Here is a 20,702-nt window from a genome sequence, read left to right as displayed (position 1 = left end):
AAAAAAACGGGATGCGGGTGAAGGGTATTTGCAGATTTTACTGTACTAAGTGGTGGGCCCACCAGGACTTGAACCTGGGACCAACGGATTATGAGTCCGCTGCTCTGACCAACTGAGCTATAGGCCCGAAAAAAACCGCGCCAATCATACCCAGACGGGATGACTGGCGCAATATTTTGGATTTAAAAAGTGATTATTCGTCGAGGAAACCGCGCAGGTGATCTGAACGGCTTGGGTGACGCAGTTTGCGGAGTGCTTTGGCTTCAATCTGACGGATACGTTCTCGGGTCACGTCAAACTGCTTGCCAACCTCTTCCAGTGTATGGTCGGTATTCATTTCGATACCAAAACGCATACGCAGGACTTTGGATTCGCGCGCAGTCAGGCCTGCAAGAACCTCACGGGTTGCTTCCCGAAGACCTTCGCCGGTGGCGGAGTCAATTGGTGAAGAAATCGTGATATCTTCGATAAAGTCGCCCAAGCTGGAATCTTCATCGTCACCGATCGGGGTTTCCATGGAGATTGGTTCTTTAGCGATTTTCAGTACTTTGCGGATCTTGTCTTCCGGCATCTCCATGCGTTCTGCCAGCTCTTCCGGCGTTGGCTCACGCCCCATCTCCTGCAGCATCTGCCGTGAGATGCGGTTCAGCTTGTTGATGGTCTCAATCATGTGAACCGGAATACGGATAGTGCGCGCCTGGTCAGCAATGGAACGGGTAATCGCCTGACGAATCCACCAAGTGGCGTAAGTGGAAAACTTATAACCGCGTCGATACTCAAATTTGTCTACCGCTTTCATCAGGCCGATATTGCCTTCCTGAATCAGGTCGAGGAACTGCAGGCCGCGGTTGGTATATTTCTTCGCAATGGAGATAACCAGACGCAGGTTGGCCTCAACCATCTCTTTCTTGGCGCGGCGAGCACGGGCTTCGCCAATCGACATGCGGCGGTTAACTTCTTTAATCTCCGGCAGACTGATGCCTGATTCTCGTTCCATCTGAATCAGTTTTTTCTGAGCGCGTTTGAGCTCGATCAGATTTGCTTCAATGGCTGGCGAGTAATCATGATTGCCGGCGATGACGCTTTCAAACCATTCCGGGTTGGTTTCGTTGCCAGGGAATTGTTTGATAAAGTTTTTACGCGGCATTTTTGCGCGTTGTGTGCAGATGCGCATAATGCTGCGCTCCTGCATACGAATTTGGTCAATGGTAGCGCGGATGGTGCCCACCAGTGCATCGTAATAGCGAGGCGATAGCTTGATGGGTGAAAACGCTTCGCCCACGGCAACCTGGGCTACCTGGTATTCTTTGGTGTCGCGGCCTTTTTTCTCCAGGACCTTATTCAGCGCAGTCATGGCGTCACGCAGCAAGGTAAAGCGTCGTGCGGCTTCTTCCGGATCTGGCCCTTTTTCCTTTTCGTCCTCGTCATCGTCGTCAGAGTCTGAATCGGCATCATTATTGGCCGCTGCCGCCGCAGTGTTGGTGGCGGCTTCCGGAATGCTGTCATCTGCGTCGATATAACCGCTGAATAGATCGCTTAGGCGGCCTTCGTCTTCCAGAATGCGGTCGTATGCATTCAGCACCGCCTGCGCCATGCCCGGATAACAGGCTACCGCTGACATGACTTCGCGAATGCCTTCTTCGATCCGCTTAGCAATGCTGATCTCGCCTTCGCGGGTCAGCAGTTCGACTGTACCCATTTCGCGCATGTACATGCGGACAGGGTCGGTCGTGCGGCCAGCATCCGACTCCACGGCTGCCAGTGCAGCAACGGCCTCTTCATCGGCCTCTTCTGCGGAGTCACCTTCGGTCATGAGCAGGGTTTCAGCATCCGGCGCTTCTTCCGACACGGAGATGCCCATGTCGTTGATCATACGAATGATGTCTTCGATCTGATCCGGATCGGCAATATCCTGAGGTAGGTGGTCGTTAACTTCAGAGTAGGTAAGGTAACCTTGTTCCTTACCACGGGCGATCAGTTCCTTGAGGCGAGACTGCTGCTGAGACGTATCGGACATAGGACCCTGTTAAACGAAAGTGGTGAAAAATGAAGCAGGCAATTATAGCGGCCGTGGAATTGTTATGCTAGGTATGGCCTGATAAAAACCCTGAGTTCAGCGTTAAATTTAGACTAGAAATAGCGAGTTTGCGCGTCTGTATCGCTGTGATTGCGGGTTTATTTTGGTTTGGGTTTGCATCGTGTGAGCGGGTAAGTTTTTTTTGCCAGGTCAGGTGGTTATTCGCTGTTGCTGGCGCTCTTGAGTGTATTTAGTCGCTGGATGCTTTCCAGTAGGCGTTTTTTATCCTCGCTGCTGAGCTGGTGTTGTTTCTGCAGGCTGGAAATTTCCTGGTCAAGTGCGATCACTTCCAGGCCGCGACTGGCCTGGATGAGATAGTCCCGCGCATCGGCTTCGTGGTGTATTTCCAGCGATGTGGTGATATCAAACAGTCGCACAATCGCATTGGATAAAGCCGGGGTTTCGCGCCAGTCGACTGCGAGCTGGCCGATACTGGCGGATGGGTGTTGGCGTAGGTAGCGTAATAGCTGCTGCAGTAGCTGGATGTCATCTGACAGGTGATGTTCCAGCACTGATGGTAGGTCGTAATCTGCGGCCAGTGCTGGGAAGTGCAAAAACAGGGCTGTCAGTTTTTCGGCAAAACTATGTTGCTGGCTCAGACGCGCTTTTGATGGTTTAGGTTGTGCCAGCTGTCGGCTGTCAGACTGGGTATAGTTGGCATTATGCTCAGGCATGACAGCAAAATATTCGTCGGCAGGGGGGCTCCAATGCTCCTCTTCCTGTGGCGGCGGTGTTTCGGCGGGGTGTGGTTGTAGTGCCTGGTGGAAATTGATGGTGGTTTGGATCTGTTCCAGCGATAGATGTGTCAGTTCGCAGATGCGATCCAGCATCATCTGTTGCAGTAGGCTGGGTTTCATCTGGTTGATCGCTGGCAGTACCTGGCTGCTGAAACGGGCGCGTCCATCCATGCTGTTCAAGTCGGCCTCTTCGCTGTGCGAGCGGAAGAAAAATTCTGACAGAGGTAGGGCCTGGTTGAGGCGTTCCATAAAGGCCTCTTTGCCCTCTTGGCGCACTAAACTGTCCGGATCTTCGCCATCAGGCAGAAACAAAAAACGCGCTTCTTTGCCATCTTCAATCACCGGCAGTGTCGTTCTCAGCGCGCGTTTTGCTGCGTCGCGGCCAGCATTGTCACCGTCAAAACAGAAAATGACTTCGGGCACCATCTTGAATAGTCGTTCCAGGTGGTGCTCTGTTGTGGCGGTGCCAAGGGTGGCGACAGCGAAGTGAATGCCAAACTGAGCCAGACCTACGACATCCATGTAGCCTTCGACAATGAGCAGCCGGTCGAGTGACTGGCTGAATTTACGGGCTTCATAGAGTCCGTAGAGCTCACGGCCTTTATGGAACGTCGGTGTTTCTGGGGAGTTGAGGTATTTTGGTTTGTCGTCGCCCAGTACCCGGCCACCAAACCCCATTACCCGCCCGCGCTGATCGCGGATCGGAAACATAATCCGGTTGCGAAAGCGGTCATAGCGGCTATCCCGCTCTTCGTTATTGATGAGAAGGCCGGCCTGCTCAAGTTGTGTCAGTTTGTCAGCATCTTCGCCAGCGATATGGTTTTTCAGGTGATCCCAGCCGGAGGGGGCAAAGCCAATCTCAAACTGTTTGGCAATTTGGCCTGAGAGGCCGCGGGATTTTAAGTACTCAACCGCTTGCTGGCGTTGCGGGCTGGCTTTCAGTTGTTGCAGATAAAACTGATTGGCTAATTCCAGCAGGTCGTAGAGTGCTTTGAGTCGCTGATCCTGCTGACGCTGTTGAGGATTGTCTTCTTTGGGGATTTCCATCCCGGCTTGTTTGGCCAGGGTCTCCATCGCCTCGGGAAAACTGAGGTGTTCATAATCCATCAGAAAACCGAGAGCATTACCACCCGCGCCGCAGCCAAAGCAGTAATAGAACTGTTTTTCCTGGTTGGCGGTAAAGGAGGGGGTTTTTTCCTTATGAAACGGGCACAAGCCTGAGTAGTTCTTACCGCTGCGCTTTAATTTTTCGACACGGCCGTCTAGCACATCAATGATATTGATGCGTGCCAACAGGTCGTCGATAAAATGCTGTGGAATGCGTCCGGCCATGCTCACCCTCTGGCGGTGATTTGCCGAAGTTTAACTGGATAGTGCGGCTTTGACGAGCTTGGAAACCTGGCCCATGTCGGCACGCCCCTGAACCTGTGGTTTCAGGATTGCCATGATTTTACCCATGTCCTGCATCGAGCTGGCGCCGGATTCGGTTGCAGCAGAGGCAACCAGAGCGGCAATTTCTTCATCAGTTAGCGGTTGCGGCAGGAAAGTTTTAATCACCTCCAGCTCCTGTCGCTCAGCATCTGCCAGATCCATGCGAGCCGCTTCTTCAAATTGCGAGATAGAGTCGCGGCGCTGCTTGCTCATCTTGTCAAGCACCGCCAGCACTCGTGCGTCATCCAGTTCGATGCGCTCGTCAATTTCAATGCGCTTCAGTTCGGCCATCATCATGCGGATAGTGCTGAGGCGCGGTTTATCTTTCGCGCGCATGGCAGCTTTCATCTCAAGGGTGATTTGCTGCTTCAGCTCTGACATGTTGGCTTCCCCTTAACTGAATGGGATCTGGAATCTCGTTGAATCAGTACAGGCGAACGCGACGGGCGTTTTCGCGAGATACTTTCTTCATGTGACGCTTAACAGCAGCAGCGGCTTTACGCTTACGCACAGAAGTTGGCTTTTCGTAAAATTCACGACGACGAACTTCAGCCAGAACACCGGCTTTTTCGCAAGAGCGTTTGAAGCGACGCAGCGCAACGTCAAATGGTTCGTTCTCTTTTACTTTAACAGCGGGCATGTTTTCACATCACCTTTGGTTTAAATGTTGATTTCAGAATTGCCCTGCAATAATACAGCTAACAGAGCAAGGCGCGAAATTTTATGCCTTTCAAGATGGCTTGTAAAGTCTTCAAGTCGATCACTACAGCCACGGCACGCTGTAGGGTATAATCCGCCGCCTATTCATTAGGCTTAGAGCGTTAGCAAATGCGGGTATTGGGTATTGAAACCTCCTGTGATGAAACGGGTGTGGCAATTTATGACAGTGAGCATGGTTTGTTGGCGGATGCCCTGTTCAGCCAGGTGAAAATGCACGCTGAATATGGTGGTGTTGTGCCTGAACTGGCATCGCGCGACCATGTGTTAAAGCTGTTGCCGCTGTTAAATCAGGTATTTGAATGTGCCGGTATCGCACCCGGTGAGGTCGATGCGGTGGCCTATACTTCGGGACCCGGTCTGGTGGGTGCCTTGATGGTTGGTGCGTCTACTGGACGTGCACTGGCGATGGCCTGGGGTCTGCCCGCGATAGGCGTGCATCATATGGAAGGCCATCTGTTAGCGCCGATGCTAGAGGCGGAGCCACCTGAATTTCCCTTTGTTGCGCTGCTGGTGTCTGGCGGGCATACCCAGTTGGTGCAGGTACAGGGCATAGGTGAATATGAACTGTTGGGCGAGTCGCTGGATGATGCTGCCGGAGAAGCCTTTGATAAAGCTGCCAAAATGCTGGGTCTGGGCTACCCCGGTGGTCCCGCTCTGGCGGCACAGGCGGTGCAGGGCGATCGGTCTCGTTTTACGTTCCCTCGTCCCATGACTGATCGGCCGGGTATGGATTTTAGCTTCTCTGGCCTCAAAACCTTTACCCTGAATACTGCCAATGATCACCGTGATTCTGATGGCAAGATTGAACCGCAGACTGTATGTGATATCTCGGCGGCATTTGAAGAAGCGGTGGTGGACACCCTGGCTATCAAGTGCAAACGCGCGTTGCAGCATACAGGATACAAACGTCTGATTATTGCAGGTGGTGTAAGTGCAAATCAGCGCTTGCGTGAGCGCTTGCAGCTCATGGTAGAGAAGCAAAGGGCGCAACTCTTTTATGCGCGTCCTGAATTTTGTACCGACAACGGCGCCATGATTGCGTTGGCCGGTTGTCAGCGTTTGCTGGCCGGGCAGCGCAGTGATCTTAGCATTCAATGTAAACCGCGTTGGCCGTTAGCCAGTCTTGACGGGCTTTAAAATCTGGGCTCAGTGCCGGTCAGCAGGTTACGTATGTTCTGCCAGTGGCACCACAGTAGAATAAAGCTGATCAGCCAAAGTGTAAGCAGATAATCTGGTGCTATCAGCCAGGCGAGCAGGGGTGAGAGCAACGCGATGCTGATCGAGCCTAATGATGCACGGCGACTGTAACTGACGATGGCGACCCAGATAACAGTTTGTAACAGTGCCAGTGGCCAATACAGCCCCAGGCACGCACCCAGTGTAGTGGCGACCCCTTTACCGCCGCGAAATGAAGAAAATAGTGGGAACAGATGGCCGCATATGGCGGCCAGTGCGCATGCCGAACGTGCCAAAGGGGAAAGTTCTAATAAAATGGCCGGCAGCAGTGCTAGCACGCCCTTGCCGAGGTCGCCAAACAATGTCAGGGCGGCGGCCTGTCGGTTGCCAATGCGCAGCACATTGCTGGCACCGGGGTTACGCGAACCCAGGCTGCGTGGATCAGGTAGATTAAGGGCGTGACAAACCAATACCGCTGTGGGGATGGAGCCCCACAGATAGGCCAGCAGGGTTAGACCCAGTACCAGCATTGTTGAATTGGCTAAGGGTTCGCTCATGGCTTTACCAGAGGTGGATGTGATGGATTTAGTTTACATAGAAGGCCTGCGGGTTGAAACGATCATTGGGATCTATGATTGGGAACGCCAGGTCAAACAGGTTGTGACCTTGGATCTGCAGCTGGGTGTCGATATTCAGTCAGCGGCTGAAACCGATGATATAGAACATGCCCTGAACTATAAGGCGGTATCTGAGCGGCTGGTGGAATTTATTGTCGGCAGTGAGTTCCTGTTACTAGAAGCGATGGCAGAACAGGTGGCGGAGCTGCTGCAGGAGGAGTTTGGCGTACGCTGGCTGCAATTGAAGCTTGGTAAGCCAGGGGCGGTGCCGCAAGCCAAGACGGTTGGTGTCTTGATCGAGCGGGGAGAACGGTTCTGATGACTCAGGTCTTTGTCAGCATTGGCAGTAACATCGAGCGTGACTTCCACATTGCTCAGGCGTTGGATGCGCTGACTGAGCATTTTGGTCGTTTGCGCCTGTCGTCTGTTTATGAAAGCGAAGCAGTGGGTTTTGCAGGGGATAACTTTTATAACCTGGTGGCAGAGTTTGCTACTGACTTGGATATCGCCAGGTTGTCTCAGACATTGAAGCAGATCGAAGATGACAATGGACGCTGCCGGCAGGGGCCGCGTTTTAGTGGCCGGACCCTGGATATTGATATTCTCACCTATGCCGACAGCGTTGGTGTGGTACAGGGCATTGAGCTGCCCCGGGATGAGATTTTGAAAAATGCCTTTGTTCTGCAGCCTTTGGCAGAACTGGCTCCCGATGCTTTGCACCCAGAGCTGAAGCAAGCGTATGCGGCATTGTGGGCTGATTATGATAAAGCAAAGCAGTTGCTTTGGCCGGTCACCTATATCTGGCATGACCAGCCGTTGCCCTGCCTCTGAACTGCTATCAGTGACTGTAGAGCGATTTACCACCATCCACAGCAATCACCTGTCCGGTCACATAGCCTGCCTGGCTCAGGTAGAGCACGGCTTCAGCGAGGTCATCTGCACTGCCGGTGCGTTGCAAAAGGGTTTTCGCCAAGATGGCGTGCTTCTCTTGCTCGGATTGTGATGCTTCATGTTCCGGCCATAGGATTGGCCCGGGAGATACACCGTTCACCCGTACCTCGGGTGCCAGCTCTTTCGCCAGACTATATGTCAGCATCTGCAGTCCCGCTTTGGCAATTGAATAAATCGGGTAACCCGGCAGGCCTCGCTGGGCATGAATATCAATCAGGTTGATGATGTTGCCTTGATGCTCACGCAACGTGTCGGCCAAGGCGGCACAGAGAAAGTAGGGTGCCCGCAGGTTCGAATTCATTAACGCATCCCAGTGCTGCTGGGTGCTGGTTTCCAGAGGTGTGGGATAGAAAGCGGAAGCGTTATTGATCAGCAGGTCCAGCCGATGCCAGTGCTTTTGAGCCTGATCCGCGAGCTGTTGCACGGCCTGCATGTCATTCAGGTCTGCCTGAATCAGCTGGATGCTATCCGGACGGGTTTTGTTCAGCTCTTCCGCTAAGGCGTGAGCCTCTTGACGGCTGTGATGGTAATGCACAACTAGATTATACCCTGCCTGATGTAAGCGTCTGGCCAGCTGGGCGCCAACCCGTCTGGCAGCCCCGGTGATCAGCGCGACCTTAACGGGGTTTTGTAGCATGGTCAGGCTCCTTTTCTGTTGGCTTCAGACGGCAGATCTCAAGCCTGCGTTTTTCCAGTTCGGCGCCTAATGCCGCGCCACTGAACCCCTGGCTCATTAACTGCCGTGGTTGCAGCCGCTGCATTTTTTCCAGAATAGTCGGTAGAGCTGCGCAGTGTGCCTGTTCATGCAGGGCGGATATGCAGGGCATTAAGTCACTCAGTCGCTGTGGTCTACGCAGTAGATCAAGTCCCTGGATCACCTGTAGCCGCTGTTGAGCAGTCAGACGGTCAAAATCGGCCAGTGGTTGGTGGTACTGACAACATAGCAACGCCAGGTCACGAAACTGGTTGGGGCTGCGCAGGCGGTCACATAAGGCGGTAATTTCAGTGGTACCGGCTTCGCTGCCGATACACAGGCTGAGGAAGCAGGCAAAACGCTGGCTGGGGCTGGCGACCTGACAGCAGATATGCCTGAACCGGGTCAGGCGTGTGGGGTGTTTTATCCGCACACATTCCGGAAACAGCTGGGATAGCGCTTCGGCCTCTGCCAGTATCTCGAAAAAAGTGGCTGGGCTGGTTTCACCCAGGGCGCGTTCCAACTCTTTCCAGACCCGTTCCGCAGTCAGGTGGGTTAGTTCGTCACCGTTGGCGAGGGTCTGCATTAATTGCAGGGTTTCGTCAGCTACCTTGAAGCCAAACGGCGCCAGCCGGGCTGCAAAGCGGGCGACACGTAATACTCGCAGCGGGTCTTCGCCAAAGGCGGGTGATACGTGGCGCAGCCAGCGTTGTTCGAGGTCCTGTTGTCCATGATAGGGGTCGATAATCTGACCATTGCTGTCCATGGCCATGGCGTTAATGGTCAGATCGCGCCGCAACAGGTCCTGTTCCAGAGTGATATCGGGCGCGGCGTGATAAACAAATCCAGTGTAGCCCTTACCTGACTTGCGCTCGGTTCGCGCCAGGGCATATTCCTCTCCGGTCTGGGGGTGAATGAACACGGGGAAGTCTTGCCCAACTGGCTGGAAACCCTGGGCCAGCATTTGCTCAGGGGTGGCACCAATGACCACCCAGTCCCGGTCATAAACCGGTATGCCAAGTAGTTTGTCGCGTACTGCGCCACCGACCAGATAGGTCTGCATCTTATTGTTCGCAAAGGGTGGGTTGCTCAACGCGCCAGCCTTCAAAGCCACCGTTGATGCTGTACACTTCGTCAAATCCCTTGTCGGCGAGGAACTGCGCCGCAGGCTGGCTGCTGATGCCATGATAGCAGCACACCAGCAGTGGCTGGTCCGGGTCTGCCTGCTGCAGGAAGTCTTGCAGATTGTCGTTACTCAGATTATATGCGCCAGTAATATGGCCGGAGGCATAGCTTGCGGCATCGCGAATATCGGCAACTGCAGCACCCTGGTTGACCATCTCGGCGGCTTGCTGGCTATCGATGCACTTGTATTCACTCATCCTGTTTCCTCTTGAATTACTCTGTTGCTGATTGGGTTTTCAGCCCGGGCACGCTGATATATTGTTGATCATCCAGCCGCAGGGCGGTTAGTTGATTGCCCCATACACATCCGGTATCCACCGCAAAAACCTGAGGTACCGGCACCTGCCCCATCAGGCTGGCCCAGTGGCCGAAAATTAGATTCACATGGTTGTCTGCGGCATTTTTTCGCGGCAGCAGGTACCAGGGGGTAAAGCCTTGGGGGGCGCGTTCTGCTGGCCCTTTATGGCTGAAATTCAGTTCACCGGCGGCGGTGCAGAAGCGCATCCGGGTCAGGTAGTTGGTAATTACCCTAAGCCTTGTCAGCCCTGTAAGGTCAGACTGCCACAACGCCGGTTGGTTGCCGTACATCTGATTAAAATACTCACCCGCCTGGGGGCTTTGCAACACAGCTTCAACTTCTCTGGCGTAGTGACGGGCATCAGCAATGCTCCAGCATGGCGGCAGCCCGGCATGGGTCATGACGTAGTCGCCGGCCAAGTCTTCCAGTAATAGTGGTTGCTGTTGTAGCCAGTGTAGTAGTTCTTCGCTGCGGGAGCTGTTAAGCACCGGGTCCAGTGTGTCTTTGCCTTTACCATGGCAATTATTGTGAAAAACCGCCAATAGGTGCAGGTCATGATTGCCAAGTACACATTTGGCACGGCTGCCTAGCTGTTTGATGAATTCCAGGGTTTCCAGGGAGTGGGGGCCACGATTTACCAGATCTCCCGCCAGCCAGAGCTGGTCTGAATCACTGAAATGCAGTTTTTCCAGCAGGCGTAGCAGAGCGTCATAACACCCTTGAACATCACCGACTGCATAGGTTGCCATGCTCAGGTACCTGGTTTCAGGTTAATGCAGCGCGTTGGGGCGCGCTAAGGTGAATGTGGGAATAGGGGCACGGAATTTTTCGCCCGCTTCATCACGCATTTGATAATAGCCCTGCATGCTGCCAACGCTGGTGGCCAGCACGGCGCCGCTGGTGTAGCGATAACTCTGATCCGGTTCAATAATAGGGGTTTCGCCCACGACTCCTTCACCCTCTACTTCCTGTACCTGCTGGTTGCCGTCGGTGATAACCCAGCGGCGGCGTAACAGTTGTACAGCAACAGGGTTATGGTTAGTAATGGTGATCTGGTAGGAGAACACAAAGCGCTTCCCGGCCGGGTCTGATTGTTGCGGCAGGTAGGCGGTTTCAATGCAAATCTCGATATTGTTGCCGAAGTCAGGGCTGTTCATAGTGGTTCGCTTAGGTTGACGAAGTCAGATAATTACTTAAGGCGACATAGTCTGCAACAGACAGTTTTTCAGGTCGCAGGCCGGGGTCTATTTCTTGCGCCTCTAATGCCTCGGCGGTGATCAGCCCTTTCAGGTTGTTGCGCAGGGTCTTACGGCGCTGACCAAATGCAGTGCGCACCAAATCTTCCAGTTGTTTGATGTCCTTTGCCGGGTGGGGCAGCTCTGTATAGGGCGTCAAACGAATAATGGCTGAGTCGACCTTGGGGGCCGGATTAAAGGCTCCCGGCGGCACCTGAAACAGTGATTCAACCTGGCAGCGATACTGGGCCATGATGCTGAGACGACCGTAATTGTTTTCTCCTGGGCCAGCTGCCATCCGGTCGACCACTTCCTTTTGCAACATAAAGTGCATGTCCTGAATCTGTCCGGCAAAACTCAGCAAGTGGAAGATAAGTTGGGTGGAGATGTTATAGGGCAGATTGCCAACTACGCGCAGTGGCTTGTCATCGCGGCACAGGGATGTGAAGTCAAACTTCATGGCGTCTGCTTCATGGATCCGGAACTGATCACCGTAAGTGAAAAACTTGGTTCTCAAGATAGGCGGCAGGTCGCGGTCAAGCTCAACGGCATCCAGTTCGCCAGCTTCTTCTAGCAGATGCTCTGTAATGGCACCCAAGCCGGGCCCTATTTCCACCATGCAATCACTGGGTCGGGGCGAAATGGCGCGAATAATGCGTCGGATCACGCCGGGATCATGAAGGAAGTTCTGCCCGAAACGCTTGCGGGCTTTATGCATAATTGGTTTTTTGCTCATTCTCAGGCCTGTGCTGCGCGGTGGTGTGCCATTAAACCGGCATAGTCGATCGCTGTCAGTAAGCTGCCGCAGTCTGCTTTGCCTGTGCCTGCCAGGTCAAGAGCGGTACCGTGGTCCACTGAGGTGCGAATAATGGGCATGCCCAGAGTAATATTTGCTGCTCTGCCAAATCCCTGAAATTTGAGTACCGGTAGTCCCTGGTCATGATACATGGCCAGCACCGCATCGGCATGTTCAAGGTGTTTTGCTGTAAACAGCGTATCCGCTGGCAGTGGGCCGGTCAGTTGTAAGCCTTCCTGGCGCAACTCATCCAGCGTAGGTTCAATGATTTCAATCTCTTCACGTCCCAGGTGTCCCCCTTCTCCGGCATGCGGATTCAGGCCAGCAACCAGAATGTGCGGATCTGCCAGGCCAAAGCTTTGTTGCAGGTCGTAGTGCAGGACCCGGATAATCTGCCGTAGCAGTTCTGGGGTAATCGTATCCGCTACGTCACGCAGCGGTAAGTGAGTGGTGACTAATGCTACGCGTAGTTCTGCGGTGGCCAGCATCATGACGACTTTTTCACTCTGCGTCAGCTGTTCCAGAAATTCTGTATGGCCAGTAAAGGCGATGCCGGCATCGTTAATCACACCCTTATGCACCGGGGCGGTAATCATGGCATCGAATTCTGTGTTCAGGCAGCCTTGCGTAGCCCGGGTCAGTGTGGTTAGCACATAATCGGCATTGGCAGGATTTAACTGACCAGCTTTTGTTGTTACCTTCAGTGGAACTGGGCAGACAGTCAGTTCTCCGGCCTGACTGGCGCGGGGGGGCTGTTCCGCCTGGTAGTCACATATGGTCAGTGGCAGACCAAGTTGCTGCGCACGGTCGCGAATAAGTTGCGGGTCGGCAATAACAATCAGTTCATGTGGATGGCCCTGCTGTGCAATCTGGATACACAGGTCAGGGCCGATGCCAGCGGGTTCGCCAGCCGTGATGACGAGTCGGCGGGGGAGCAAGACAGGCCTACTCCTTGATGTCGATATAGGCCTGAGAACGCAGCTCTCGTAGCCAGTTAGCCAGCTCTTCGTCGAATTTGCGTTTGGCGATCATGGAGCGTGCCTGGTTTTCCTGCATCTCTTCACCTTGGTCTACCGTGCGGCGCTCTGTAACTTGCAGAATATGCCAGCCAAACCGCGACTCGAAAGGCTCGGAGACCTGATTAACCGGAGTGTTATTCATGACCTGTTCAAATTCAGGCACCATCTGACCATCTTGCGTCCAACCCAGATCACCGCCTTCGGAGCCGCTGCCCGGGTCATCGCTATGGTCTTTGGCCAGGGTGTCAAATGGCTCGCCTTGTAAAATGCGGCGGTAGATGGCCTGGATTTCACGCTCAGTCTGTTGTGGTGAGCGAATTTCGCTCGGTTTCAGCAGGATATGCCGAACCTGGGTTTGCTCAACCAGTTGTACTGTACCGCCTCGCTTGTCGCGGACCTGCAGCAGGTGAAAACCACTAGGTGAACGCACGGGCTGACTGAATTGGCCTGGTTCCAGCGTGCGGATTGCATTGCCTAGTTCTTCAGGCAGTTCGCTGGCTGAGCGCCAACCAAGGTCGCCGCCCTGTAGGGCATTGGCGGCATCAGATTCGGCAATGGCCAGTTCATTAAATGGTACGCCATCCTGCAGTTTTTGATAGATGCTATTAGCTTTCTGCTCGGCTGCCTGAATCATTTCCGGAGCGGCTCTGGAGGGAATGCCCACTAGGATGTGGCTGAGCTGGAATTGGGCGGCGGTCCCTTCTTGGCCAGCGTCGGAGGCCAGGAAATTTTTGACCTCCTGGTCAGATACTCGAATACGTCGGTTGACCACGTTTTGCTGTACGTTACGCACCAGCATCTCGTTTTTAATCTGCTCGCGCACCTCTTGGTAATCGCGGCCTTCTGCAATCAGAGCGGTGCGGAATTGCTCCAGCGTCATTTTGTTCTGGATAGCAATATTGTTAATTGCAGCGTTGAGCTGACTATCTGAGATGCGAATACCGCGGACATTTGCCACTTGGCGCTGCAGGCTTTCAATGATCAGGCGATCCAGGACTTGACTGCGCATGACATCATCCGGCGGCAGACGGGTGTTGCGTGCGGTTAATTGCTCTGTGACGATGTCGATACGTTGTTCAAGCTCGCTTTGCAGGACAACGTCTTCATTGACCACAGCGACCACCTGATCAATGGGCTCCGCTGCGGCTTTGGCCATGCCTGGCAATAACAGACAGGTGCTACATGTAATTATAAATTTTGCGAGCTTATTCGTCATAGTGCTCTTCACGCTCTTCGTAACCGGTTATGTCTTCCAGGAAACCATTGCTGCCACTGCCCAGAGCACCTAGCCCCTTGAGTGTCAGTGTCAGGAAAGCACCTGAATCGTAGATTTCGTCATCGTCCTGCCAGCGGCGACCGGCCAGGCTGATTTTCCAGCAACAGCTCTCGTATTCCAGACCCAGTACTGCTTCCAGTAGTTCATTTTCCTGCATGTCCTGCAGCCAGCGGCCAAAGCTGGTCCAGTGGTTAGCCACCGGCAGGATGAAGGACAGGTCCGCCTGCTCGCGGACGTCATCTTCAAAACGGTAACTCAGGTCGATGCGTTGGTTCAGGTTGCTGTTGTAGCGCAAGCGTACATTGGATTCGGTGTTTTTGAAATCGCTCTGATCAAGAATGGCGTTCAGGCTTACGCGCCAGTTTTGGCTTAATTGCCAGCCCAAGTAGGTGGCCAGATCACTTTGGCTGCGGGTTCTATCTTCATTGGCGGTGCCTGGTGTCACGTCCCGGTCATCAAAATAGAAGGCCTGGCCAACCCCAACGGAAAACAGTTCGGCACCATTGGCTGCCAGGAATCGGCTGCCGATACCCACAGAGGCCTGTTTTGCATCACCGATACGATCGCGGCCACTAAAGCGGTTATAGCGGAACAGGCGGCTGTATGAGAAATCAATCAGTGCCGTGTCAAAGCGAGGTATGTCGCTTTGGTCTTCTTCGGGAACATGCAGCAGGAACAGGCGCGGCTCCAGTGTTTGGATGCCACCGTTATCCAGGTCGCGCTCAAAGAATAAACCGCTATCGAGGCTGGTAATAGGTACGTTGATGCTCGGACTTTCGTCCCGTCCGGTCAGCTGATCATCTAGGCTGTAAGAACTGCTCCATAAGCGCAGCTCCGGTTTGACATAAGCCCAAGGGCGACGCCACTCATAACTCAACGTTGGCATCAGGAAACGGCGCTCCCCGGTCACTCGGGCAAAACCTGACAGATCGTCTATATCACGCTGGAAATTAACATACTCTGCTGCATAACCTACGCTGGCATCTTCGCTCAGTTCATAGTTGCCATTGAGTAATAATTGCGGCAGTTTTTCATAGGGCGATGCAATGTCATCTTTGATGGTTTGGTATTCATGAACCCGTGCTACGAAGCTCCAGTTGGTGGCTTTGTATGCCAGGTCGGCCCGCTGATCGAGATGGGTTTTACGGCGGACTTCCAGATTGGTATCCAGATCACTGAAGAAGTCGCTATCACTGACTGAGGTAAAGTCGATCTCGCTACGCCAGCCTCGGACTGGGGTGCCTTCATGGTTAATGCCCAGTAACCAACGCTGCTCACCCAGTTCGTCATCATCAAGGAAACTGGTGCTGAGCATGTTATGTGACCAGCGGTTCATGTAGCGGAATTCGTTTTCCAGCATCAGTCCGCGTTCGCCGATCAGGCGTGGGGTGAAGGTGTCGTCCATATTGGCAGCAATATTGAAATAATAGGGTACTGCCAGGTCGATTCCGTTCTCTTTGCTGTAACTGAGGGATGGATAGAGGAAACCACTTTTGCGTCGATCATCTATCGGGAACGACAGGTAAGGAGTATAGAAAATCGGCACACCGGCTACCCGTAATACTGCATCACGGGCTACCCCTACGCCTTCAGCTTGATCCAGCATCATGTTGTCAGCTTCAAGCACCCAGGCTTCACTGAAAGGCGGACAATAAGTATAGCTGCTCTGCTCAAGACGCATCCGGCCATCGGCCAGGTAGAAGATACGATCAGCAGTGCCACGCAGCTCCTCCTGATGCATCACATATTCGGTGTCAGTAAAGGCGCCTTCCTGAGTCAGGTTATCCACCTGTGCTGTATTGGCTAATACCAACATGCCGGGTTCCCGGTAACGCACGTTGCCTTCGAAACGGGTTTTGTTGGTGACCTGGTCGAGCTCGGCATAGTTGGCGCTGACCCGTTTACGGCCCTGGCGCATATTGACACCGCCTTCCAGGCGGGTCAGGCCGCCCAGCTCAGTGCTGGAGCTGGCAGCGTCGACATAGAGCGGTGGGTCCGCCAGGTTTTCATCACCCTGCGGTGGGAAAACCGGTTCCAGGTACTGTCCCGGGCACATCATCTGCGATGGCGCGCCATAGTAGACCCAATCCAGATGTTGGTATGGATTATCTTTTATGAACTGTACCTGAGCGGTCGTCAGCGTTGGTTGGGCACCTATTTGCGTGACCAGCTCGTAGACGGGTTCGTTGCTGCAGTCCCAGCGTCCGTCGGTGGTGCTTTCGCAGTTCCATTCCTGATCGATAACCCTGCCAGATGTCACCGCAGCTGTGGCTGCGGGAGCAGTTGCTTTACTTGGCTCAGTCGATGGCGGCGTTGCGGTCTTGGCAGTAGTGACCTCAGGGCGTACAGTCGGCCGTGCAGGCTGGGGGGCAGCGGGGGCGGCCGTTTCTATATTGACTTGCTCAGTAGCCGGTTGGACTGGCTCTGCCGCTGTCTCAGTGGCCGTTGTTACTGGGGCAGACTCGGCCTGCTTTACCAGTATTTCGTTTACCTCACAATCCCATTCGCCGGCACTGTTCTGAGTACAGCTCCAGGCCGTATCCTGTTCAGACTGAGCAAGCAGCTGTGGGCTGTAGTGACTTAATAACGCCGCACTGATTGCCAGGGTAAGTGTATGGGTAGATCGCTTCGCAAAGGGCATGAAAAACTCAGTCCATTTCAGACGATTGCCGGTCAAGCCGGTTTTGTGCCGAACCCCTCTCGAGTACTATACGGAGTATGGCCAAGACTGAAATAGGACGTTTGCGTATGCTGCCGCAGATTCAATCGTGGCGGAATTCCTATAAACCCAGAGATTCCAAAGCCGAGAATGATAAAACATTCTTGAAAGCAAGTGCTAGAGGATATAGCTGAATGGATCAGCGTTTTGAACAGCTTAAAGGTTGGTTAACAGCAGTTTTGCCCCAGCAGCCGGGCTTTTCCGGTGATGAGTGGCAATTAGAACCGGTATCGGGTGATGCCAGTTTTCGGCGCTATTTTCGTGCCGTAACTCCGGAACAAAGCTGGATTGCAGTCGATGCACCGCCGGAGAAAGAGGATAGCCGGCCCTTTATTGCGGTTGCAGAAGCACTTGCCCAGCACGCTGTAGCCGTGCCGGAAATCCATGCCAGTGATCTTGAGCAAGGTTTTATGCTGCTCAGTGATTTGGGTGATGAACTTTATTTGGGGCGGTTAAACGGAGCGTCGGTTGATCAACTTTATGCTGAAGCTTTGCAAAGTTTGTTGCTGATTCAGGCATGTCCAGGCTTACTGCAGGGTGAATTGCCACAATATGATGAACCCCTGTTGAAGCGTGAAGTTGAACTGTTCCGTGAGTGGTTCTTGCAAGGGCTGCTGCAGCTAACTTTGAGTCCGCGGGAGCAGCAACAGCTGGATCATCTGTTTGCTGTGCTGATTGCCGCGGCGTTGGAGCAGCCCCGGGTATTCGTGCACCGGGATTATCACTCGCGTAACTTGATGTATCGGCCAGATGACGCCCCAGGAGTCATTGATTTTCAGGATGCGGTTTATGGTCCCGTCACCTACGACTTAGTTTCTTTGCTGCGAGACTGCTATATCGCCTGGCCCGCTGAGCAAGTATATGGCTGGGTGGAGGCGTTTCGCTTGTCTCTGCTGGCGCAGGGGCAGCCAGTTGCGGATAGCCAGCAATTTAAGCGCTGGTTTGATCTGATGGGTGCGCAGCGTCACCTCAAGGCGATTGGTATTTTTGCCCGTTTGAAATTGCGCGATGATAAACAGGGGTATCTGTCGGACATTCCGCGAACACTGCACTATCTGCTGCTTGAACTACCAGTTGATCAACAGCTAAGAGACGTGAATGACTGGCTGCAAAATAGAGTGATTCCGGCAATGGCGGACAGCGGCTATTGGTCAGACGTTGAACTCAAGCAGTGGTTGGCACGATGAAAGCTATGATTCTCGCGGCAGGGTTGGGTACCCGTATGCGCCCTTTGACCCTGACGACTCCCAAACCCCTGTTGCCGGTCAATGGCATGCCGTTGATTGGGTATCATATTCGGCGTTTGCGAGCGTCGGGTATTACCGACATAGTCATCAATCATGCCTGGCTTGGCGATAAGCTGGAATCGGCGCTGGGCGATGGTGCTCAGTTTGGTGTCTCAATCCGTTATTCTGCTGAGCAGGAACCACTGGAAACTGCCGGCGGTATCTGTCAGGCCCTACCTCTGCTGGTGGATGCGGAAAATGAGTCGTTTTTGGTGGTTAATGGTGATGTATTCACCAATTATCCGTTTCACCGGTTGCAGCGAGGACTGCCCGATCAAGGGCTTGCGCACTTGGTGCTGGTGGATAACCCCGCACACCATCTGGCTGGAGATTTTAGTTTGTCCGGCTCAGCAGTGATGGCTGAAGGCTCCAATGCCTTAACCTTCAGCGGTATCAGTTGTTTGTCCGCGCAACTGTTTGTCGGGCTTGAATCCGGTGCGCCGGCAGCGCTTGCCCCCATATTACGCGTGGCGATGGCGCAGGGCCGGGTCACGGGTGAACATTATTCTGGCTTCTGGGCGGATATCGGCACGCCCCAGCGGCTGGCCGAGATAGATGCTGCCGTGAAGGAGGGCTTGATCAGTGGCCTTTGATCCTCAAAGGGCAGGTGGCCAGATGGCCGAAGCCTATCAAAGACATACAGGCGCCATTTTAATTGGTGCACTGATTGGTTTGTTTAGTGGTGGTTTTGTTGGCCTCTTATTGGGCGGGTTTGTGGGTTTCTTTATCAGCCGAGCGTTGAAAGGGATGGCAAAGAAGGTCAATCCGCAGCTGCTGTTCTTTAAGGCCAGCTTCAGTGTGATGGGGCGTATTGCAAAATCGGATGGGCGCGTTACTGAACACGAAATTCAGTTTGCCCGTACGGTTATGTCTCAGATGCGACTGGATGAGCTGCGGCGTAAAGAAGCGATAGATCATTTTACCCGTGGTAAGGATGAATTGTTTGACCTGGAAGCTGAGCTGCGGCCTCTGGCGATCTTGTTGCGTCATCGGCCAGATGTGAAATTGATGTTTATCGAGATTCAGCTTCAGGCGGCGATGGCGGATGGTGATATCAGCGCGGCAGAACGTCAGGTGCTGGAGCGGGTATTTCGTGCATTGGAGTTTGGTAACGTTAATGTTGAAGAGGTCTTAGCTCGGGTTAAAGCGCAGCGTGACTTTTTCCGCCACGGGCAAGATGGTGGTGATCCCAAAATCTTGCTTAAGGATGCTTATGCAATTCTGGGTGTAACGGAAACGGCCACCGATGCGGACGTGAAAAAAGCCTATCGCCGTCAGATGAGTCAACATCATCCGGATAAGCTGGTTTCCCGTGGTTTACCTGAAGAGATGCAAGAGCTTGCCAAAGAAAAATCTCAAGAGATCCAGGCCGCGTATGAACGGATTAAGAGCGCACGTCGTTCATGATGCCGGGGGGTGTCTGAGGTTTTTTGGCAGGTGTCGCAGGTGTCGGTTTTGGTACCGGCTCGGCGTTAATAATCCAGCGCTTAATTGCGCCACGCAGATGTTTTAGCAGCCGGGTATCACTGGCTTCGGCGCTGATAAACGGCGCCAGTTCACGTTGGTGATAGAAATTCATGCCCTCTCTGCGTGCCAGTATGGCGCGCTGTTGTGCGGTAGCGTTTGCTTGAGGTGTGAGTTGGCGAGTGCGGTGGTACAGGTCCAGGGTGGTGATTTTTACCTTAGCCAGTTGCGCTAACAGGGCAGGTGCTGAGGGGTGAGCAAAAGGTTCCGTGTCGAGCATTACCAAGCGCAGATCATTACTGTCTTGCAACTGCAGGACGCTATCGATGGCCAGGGGAGCTCCCTGACCTATGCCTAACAGCACAACTCGCTTGTCATTTTGCTGCTGCAGGTGAACCAGTGCGGCAGCGATAGATTGCCGGGTTTGCGCCAGGTAACGGTCAAAATCTGCGCTGGAATCACTGTTGTTTTCGGTATTAGAGGCTGCTGCGGTACTGGCGGCAACAGTCGATGTTGCAACGCTGGCAGCGCCGGAGGCCAGCTCAGTCAGCGTGGGTAAGCTGCGTGCTGGCGTCGCTGGTGTTGGCGCGGGTGGCAAGTAGATTGCGAGTGTGTCCCAGCCATGCTCTGCCAGTCCCCGCCGCAATGTCCGGGTGTGTTCCGGCCAGTCTGGGTGGGTTTGCTGATCCGGTAGCAGCAGAATGGAACCCAGGGCCTCTGGTTGTTCCGCGCGGTGTAAGAAACCGACAACCCCGCCGGCGGGGCTGTCTAATTGCAATACTTCATCACCGGGTAATACCACTTCAGTTAGTTGCTGTTTGAGTGTTGCGCTAGGATTGGGCTGAAATCGCGGTGGTATCACTGTACTCGGCTGGGCCGCGCTGCTGGCAGGCTCCTCAGCGAGGGTGGTGGCCCCTGTTAGCAAGCAGGTAGCAGTGCAGGCAATCATTAAAGCATGGCGCAGTGGCATCAGTTTTACCTTCCGGAACTGTTTTCAGGGTTCAGATTATCCGTAAGCGCA

At 53.7% G+C, this 20,702-nt stretch carries 21 protein-coding genes and 1 tRNA gene; 6 read left to right on the top strand and 16 right to left on the bottom strand.

Annotated features, from left to right (window positions below; all coding sequences use genetic code 11):
* Nucleotides 1–50 precede the first annotated feature (50 nt).
* The 5 genes from ACFVYJ_RS12050 to rpsU form a co-directional block, all read right to left on the bottom strand.
* Nucleotides 51–127 (bottom strand) — tRNA-Ile (locus tag ACFVYJ_RS12050).
* Between the two features lie 66 nt (nucleotides 128–193).
* Nucleotides 194–2,017, bottom strand: a complete 1,824-nt coding sequence (gene rpoD / locus ACFVYJ_RS12045) for an RNA polymerase sigma factor RpoD (protein ID WP_419414805.1) — start codon at nucleotides 2,015–2,017, stop codon at nucleotides 194–196.
* Nucleotides 2,018–2,235: 218 nt separating this feature from the next.
* Complete coding sequence (dnaG, locus tag ACFVYJ_RS12040; protein ID WP_419414806.1) at nucleotides 2,236–4,146, bottom strand: DNA primase; 1,911 nt, start codon at nucleotides 4,144–4,146, stop codon at nucleotides 2,236–2,238.
* Between the two features lie 30 nt (nucleotides 4,147–4,176).
* On the bottom strand, nucleotides 4,177–4,626 hold the full coding sequence (locus ACFVYJ_RS12035; RefSeq protein ID WP_419414807.1) for a GatB/YqeY domain-containing protein: 450 nt from the start codon (nucleotides 4,624–4,626) through the stop codon (nucleotides 4,177–4,179).
* Between the two features lie 43 nt (nucleotides 4,627–4,669).
* A complete protein-coding gene (rpsU, locus tag ACFVYJ_RS12030; protein ID WP_419414808.1) occupies nucleotides 4,670–4,885 on the bottom strand; it encodes a 30S ribosomal protein S21 in 216 nt (71 codons plus the stop codon).
* Between the two features lie 188 nt (nucleotides 4,886–5,073).
* Between rpsU and tsaD the strand changes: the two genes are divergently transcribed.
* Nucleotides 5,074–6,102, top strand: a complete 1,029-nt coding sequence (gene tsaD, locus ACFVYJ_RS12025) for a tRNA (adenosine(37)-N6)-threonylcarbamoyltransferase complex transferase subunit TsaD (RefSeq protein WP_419414809.1) — start codon at nucleotides 5,074–5,076, stop codon at nucleotides 6,100–6,102.
* Here the strand turns inward: tsaD and plsY are convergent.
* Nucleotides 6,099–6,698: a glycerol-3-phosphate 1-O-acyltransferase PlsY gene (gene plsY / locus ACFVYJ_RS12020; RefSeq protein WP_419414810.1), complete on the bottom strand. Its 600-nt coding sequence runs from the start codon at nucleotides 6,696–6,698 to the stop codon at nucleotides 6,099–6,101. The two genes, tsaD and plsY, sit on opposite strands and share 4 nt — an antisense overlap.
* Between plsY and folB the strand changes: the two genes are divergently transcribed.
* On the top strand, nucleotides 6,697–7,077 hold the full coding sequence (folB, locus tag ACFVYJ_RS12015) for a dihydroneopterin aldolase (RefSeq protein WP_419414811.1): 381 nt from the start codon (nucleotides 6,697–6,699) through the stop codon (nucleotides 7,075–7,077). The two genes, plsY and folB, sit on opposite strands and share 2 nt — an antisense overlap.
* On the top strand, nucleotides 7,077–7,589 hold the full coding sequence (folK, locus tag ACFVYJ_RS12010; RefSeq protein WP_419414812.1) for a 2-amino-4-hydroxy-6-hydroxymethyldihydropteridine diphosphokinase: 513 nt from the start codon (nucleotides 7,077–7,079) through the stop codon (nucleotides 7,587–7,589). Before folB ends, folK begins: the two co-directional genes overlap by 1 nt.
* A gap of 7 nt (nucleotides 7,590–7,596) precedes the next feature.
* Here folK and ACFVYJ_RS12005 read toward each other — a convergent pair whose 3' ends face one another.
* From ACFVYJ_RS12005 to ACFVYJ_RS11965, 9 genes are read right to left on the bottom strand one after another with little or no spacing between them, the layout of a single operon-like run.
* The gene (locus tag ACFVYJ_RS12005) at nucleotides 7,597–8,346 is read right to left on the bottom strand and encodes a pteridine reductase (RefSeq protein WP_419414813.1); all 750 of its coding nucleotides are present in this window, start codon (nucleotides 8,344–8,346) and stop codon (nucleotides 7,597–7,599) included.
* Nucleotides 8,327–9,466, bottom strand: a complete 1,140-nt coding sequence (locus tag ACFVYJ_RS12000; RefSeq protein WP_419414814.1) for a hypothetical protein — start codon at nucleotides 9,464–9,466, stop codon at nucleotides 8,327–8,329. Before ACFVYJ_RS12000 ends, ACFVYJ_RS12005 begins: the two co-directional genes overlap by 20 nt.
* 1 nt (nucleotide 9,467) lies before the next feature.
* A complete protein-coding gene (gene glpE / locus ACFVYJ_RS11995) occupies nucleotides 9,468–9,785 on the bottom strand; it encodes a thiosulfate sulfurtransferase GlpE (protein WP_419414815.1) in 318 nt (105 codons plus the stop codon).
* Between the two features lie 16 nt (nucleotides 9,786–9,801).
* Nucleotides 9,802–10,635 (bottom strand): symmetrical bis(5'-nucleosyl)-tetraphosphatase, encoded by an 834-nt coding sequence (locus ACFVYJ_RS11990; RefSeq protein ID WP_419414816.1) that lies wholly within the window; start codon nucleotides 10,633–10,635, stop codon nucleotides 9,802–9,804.
* 21 nt (nucleotides 10,636–10,656) lie between these two features.
* Nucleotides 10,657–11,043, bottom strand: coding sequence for a Co2+/Mg2+ efflux protein ApaG (apaG, locus tag ACFVYJ_RS11985; protein ID WP_419414817.1), 387 nt, complete (start codon nucleotides 11,041–11,043; stop codon nucleotides 10,657–10,659).
* A 10-nt stretch (nucleotides 11,044–11,053) separates the two neighbouring features.
* Nucleotides 11,054–11,857 (bottom strand): 16S rRNA (adenine(1518)-N(6)/adenine(1519)-N(6))-dimethyltransferase RsmA, encoded by an 804-nt coding sequence (gene rsmA, locus ACFVYJ_RS11980; protein ID WP_419414818.1) that lies wholly within the window; start codon nucleotides 11,855–11,857, stop codon nucleotides 11,054–11,056.
* Nucleotides 11,858–11,859: 2 nt separating this feature from the next.
* Nucleotides 11,860–12,855 (bottom strand): 4-hydroxythreonine-4-phosphate dehydrogenase PdxA, encoded by a 996-nt coding sequence (gene pdxA / locus ACFVYJ_RS11975; RefSeq protein WP_419414819.1) that lies wholly within the window; start codon nucleotides 12,853–12,855, stop codon nucleotides 11,860–11,862.
* Nucleotides 12,856–12,862: 7 nt separating this feature from the next.
* A complete protein-coding gene (locus tag ACFVYJ_RS11970) occupies nucleotides 12,863–14,152 on the bottom strand; it encodes a peptidylprolyl isomerase (RefSeq protein WP_419414820.1) in 1,290 nt (429 codons plus the stop codon).
* Nucleotides 14,142–16,853, bottom strand: a complete 2,712-nt coding sequence (locus tag ACFVYJ_RS11965) for an LPS-assembly protein LptD (RefSeq protein WP_419414821.1) — start codon at nucleotides 16,851–16,853, stop codon at nucleotides 14,142–14,144. Before ACFVYJ_RS11965 ends, ACFVYJ_RS11970 begins: the two co-directional genes overlap by 11 nt.
* A 212-nt stretch (nucleotides 16,854–17,065) precedes the next feature.
* On the opposite strand from ACFVYJ_RS11965, the gene ACFVYJ_RS11960 reads away from it, so the two are divergent.
* The 3 genes from ACFVYJ_RS11960 to djlA are packed head-to-tail and all read left to right on the top strand — an operon-like array spanning nucleotide 17,066 to nucleotide 19,624.
* The gene (locus tag ACFVYJ_RS11960) at nucleotides 17,066–18,118 is read left to right on the top strand and encodes an aminoglycoside phosphotransferase family protein (RefSeq protein WP_419414822.1); all 1,053 of its coding nucleotides are present in this window, start codon (nucleotides 17,066–17,068) and stop codon (nucleotides 18,116–18,118) included.
* A complete protein-coding gene (gene murU, locus ACFVYJ_RS11955; protein WP_419414823.1) occupies nucleotides 18,115–18,810 on the top strand; it encodes an N-acetylmuramate alpha-1-phosphate uridylyltransferase MurU in 696 nt (231 codons plus the stop codon). The genes ACFVYJ_RS11960 and murU overlap by 4 nt, the downstream gene beginning before the upstream one ends.
* 22 nt (nucleotides 18,811–18,832) lie before the next feature.
* Nucleotides 18,833–19,624: a co-chaperone DjlA gene (djlA, locus tag ACFVYJ_RS11950; protein ID WP_419414824.1), complete on the top strand. Its 792-nt coding sequence runs from the start codon at nucleotides 18,833–18,835 to the stop codon at nucleotides 19,622–19,624.
* On the opposite strand, the gene ACFVYJ_RS11945 is transcribed toward djlA, so the two are convergent.
* The gene (locus ACFVYJ_RS11945) at nucleotides 19,602–20,651 is read right to left on the bottom strand and encodes a DUF3530 family protein (protein WP_419414825.1); all 1,050 of its coding nucleotides are present in this window, start codon (nucleotides 20,649–20,651) and stop codon (nucleotides 19,602–19,604) included. The two genes, djlA and ACFVYJ_RS11945, sit on opposite strands and share 23 nt — an antisense overlap.
* Nucleotides 20,652–20,702 lie beyond the last annotated feature (51 nt).

Origin of the sequence: Pontibacter sp. JAM-7, assembly GCF_048548695.2 — a bacterium.
Taxonomy (GTDB): Bacteria; Pseudomonadota; Gammaproteobacteria; order Pseudomonadales; family Balneatricaceae; genus Neptuniibacter.
Note: the sequence above shows the minus strand (reverse complement) of the source record. Positions and strands in the feature narration are given on the sequence as shown.